The organism is Henriciella sp., from assembly GCF_049649345.1.
Lineage (GTDB): Bacteria > Pseudomonadota > Alphaproteobacteria > Caulobacterales > Hyphomonadaceae > Henriciella.
In genome coordinates this window covers 1-2451 of the sequence record NZ_JBARZC010000046.1, presented here as the reverse complement: position 1 = coordinate 2451, position 2451 = coordinate 1, and the positions used below count along the sequence as shown (strand labels likewise).

Annotated in this window: 4 protein-coding genes; 2 read left to right on the top strand and 2 right to left on the bottom strand. The window is 56.5% G+C overall.

Annotated elements, in window-relative coordinates:
* Both WA989_RS01190 and WA989_RS01185 read left to right on the top strand, forming a co-directional pair.
* The coding region (locus WA989_RS01190; RefSeq protein ID WP_424338705.1) for a hypothetical protein at positions 1 to 438 on the top strand (438 nt) is incomplete at its 5' end.
* Between the two features lie 37 nt (positions 439 to 475).
* Positions 476 to 1648: a ComEC/Rec2 family competence protein gene (locus WA989_RS01185; RefSeq protein WP_424338704.1), complete on the top strand. Its 1173-nt coding sequence runs from the start codon at positions 476 to 478 to the stop codon at positions 1646 to 1648.
* A gap of 79 nt (positions 1649 to 1727) precedes the next feature.
* Here the strand turns inward: WA989_RS01185 and WA989_RS01180 are convergent, their stop codons facing one another.
* Positions 1728 to 2156: a holo-ACP synthase gene (locus WA989_RS01180; RefSeq protein ID WP_424338703.1), complete on the bottom strand. Its 429-nt coding sequence runs from the start codon at positions 2154 to 2156 to the stop codon at positions 1728 to 1730.
* Positions 2153 to 2451, bottom strand: a 299-nt coding sequence (locus WA989_RS01175; protein ID WP_424338702.1) for a nucleotide kinase domain-containing protein, incomplete at its 5' end; no start/stop codon positions are given. The genes WA989_RS01180 and WA989_RS01175, both read right to left, overlap by 4 nt.

Sequence of the window (2451 nt, the reverse complement as noted above, 5' to 3'; positions counted from 1 at the left end):
CATGCAGACTGGGCATTCAATCTTGCCGAATGGGCGCCCCATATCAGCGATGCCAATGTCGCTGCGGCTTGGGCGGAGGTCCTCCGGGAAGATACATCCCCAGAAGCTGCAGAAAGAAAGGCTGTCGACCGGATCGTCCAGGCACGAAGGACCGGCGCGCCGACTTTCCGTATCAGTCAGGCACTCGCTACTGAATTACTGCGCGCGGTGCTCGGCCAGACAAGAAGTGCGGGTCTTCGTTCGCAGTGTATCAAGGAGCTTCAACGCTGGAACCGGCGGGCACGGCGAATGCTGTTCGATGTCCCTTACATGGCTTGGGAAAAGAGCGGCGAAGATCTTCAGTCGGGCGCCTTCGATGCACGGTGGTACACCACGATCGTGAAGGGTCAGCTATCGGATAGCGGGTTTTCAGGAGAATGGTCGGACAGGGTTCAATGACGGGCCTGGCCGGAAAGCAAAAAGGCAGGATAGTCCAATGCGAAGACTGACAGTGATTGTGGGCATAGTGCATCTTTTAATCCTGTCGGCAGCCGCGCAAGACATGCGGATCGTCAATATCCGGGTCGGGCAGGGGGATTCTACCTTGATCCAGGGCCCGCAGGACGCTGGTGGCAACAGAGTGAATGTACTTTTCGATGCCGGTGATATTCCTGATCTTGATGGCGGCAATATACTTCGCGCCGTCCTGCGACGTTACGATGTCAACCGCCTCGATGCAGTGATCATCTCTCATGATGATGCCGATCATGTGGGCGGGATCGCGTTCGGCGGAGTGCACGGGAAGAGCTTCATTCTTGGTTTCAACGATTCACCTGGTTGTTCAGGCGACGATGACGGCGACGGTGCCGCCGACTGGATCGGCGCGCGGCAGTTCTTTGAACCAGATCCAGAGGAGCTTGGCCTCTGCGATGACATGCGGGTCGGCCAATGGATCGACTACGGTGAAGCGCTTATGCGCAGTACGCAGGCCATCGAAAAGTATAATGCTATTGCCAATGCCATGGGTGAGCGGATTACAATCAATAATCAGGAGACGGTCGATACTTTCTCACTGGACCTTGGCGGCGGTGCGGTGATGACCGCCTATGCGGCGAACGGTTATGTGCGAGGGCGTGGCGCCCGAGTGAAGAATGTCGACCGCCCGAATGAGCGCTCCCTGTCTTTTCTGGTGACATATGGAGATTTCGATTTTCTCATCTCCGGCGATCTGATCGGCCGCAAGTCGGGGAGCGAGAATGCACAAGTTGAAGAGGCGGTCGCCGAAGCGATCTTGCGCGACGGGCGGATAGTCGATGTCCTGCATGTCAATCACCATGGGGCTGACAATGGCTCGGCCAGCGTCTTTATCGACGCGCTAGAACCCAATATCGCTATCATCTCGGCTGGCAATGGCAATGACCACAAGCATCCCCGCAATGGCGCCCTAAAGCGTCTCTATGACGGCAATGTCTACCGCACAATCCTTACCTCATTTGGCAATTCGCGCGACAGGATCAGCAACGAGGTGCGCAGCCGCATAGCCGTCTACCAGAATGATGTTGTGATTACGACTGACGGAGACAGTTACGAGATCAGCACGCGGCGCGCCTTCCGCGCTGACAAGAACTGCGTCCGCGATCCCAGCACCTGTTCGCGCGGACTGCGCTGAAGACTGCAACATGCACCGTCATTAAGGTTTACGAGGCTATGTATCGATTTCAAGGCAAACGGGCGCTCTTGCGAGGATGTCATCCCGGAGACACGGGAGCGAGGGAAATGTTCGCCGCTAGCTCACGCGACTCCGCCACAGCAAGCGTTGAGACAAGAGGCGGACGCAAAGACCAACTTAGATGAATTCGCAGAGCACCGGGACGAAGATTGTGCAACCTACCCAACGCGTCGTCGTGTATCGCAATTTTGGTGCGCAAAGCGGAAGCAATGTTCAGTTCGATATCGTCCCAGAACAAGATCTCACCCATGCCGACGCCTAGCGCCTTTCCAATTGCCTCCTTGGCGGAAAGTATGCGTGCATAGGCTGCAATGGGGTAAGCTGTGCGCTCTGCCCAAGCCACTTCTTCGGGGCGGCAGAATTGTTCGGTAAAGGCCCGGCCAAAACGCTCAACGGATGCGGCAATTCTGGAAATGAGACAGATGTCCTGTCCAATCCCGATGATCATTTTGGGCCCCGGTCCGCGCTGTAATCCGGAAATAGGTTGCGTTGATCTCGTACGCGCTTGCTTTTCGTTTCGCCACCTGGCGACAGGAACTCATCGACGCTTTCCTCAAGGCTCCAGTCAGCGGGAAATACCGGGCGCTCAAGCGGCGTCCGGTTGCAGTGGTATCTCTGTTTAATCCGGGTTCTGTTGGCTATGCCCGCAACGTCTGGATGCGCAATGCGGGCATATTTGGAAATCTCACAAAAGAGGTTCTGGCAGTCGATGGGTTGCAGGCGCCGCCCAAAGAGCGTCGGTG

What these genes read in the sequence shown, in the direction of transcription:
- WA989_RS01185 (WP_424338704.1), top strand. Translation starts at nt 476, where the DNA reads ATGCGAAGACTGACAGTGATTGTGGGCATAGTGCATCTTTTAATCCTG.
- WA989_RS01180 (WP_424338703.1), bottom strand. Translation starts at nt 2,156, where the DNA reads ATGATCATCGGGATTGGACAGGACATCTGTCTCATTTCCAGAATTGCC.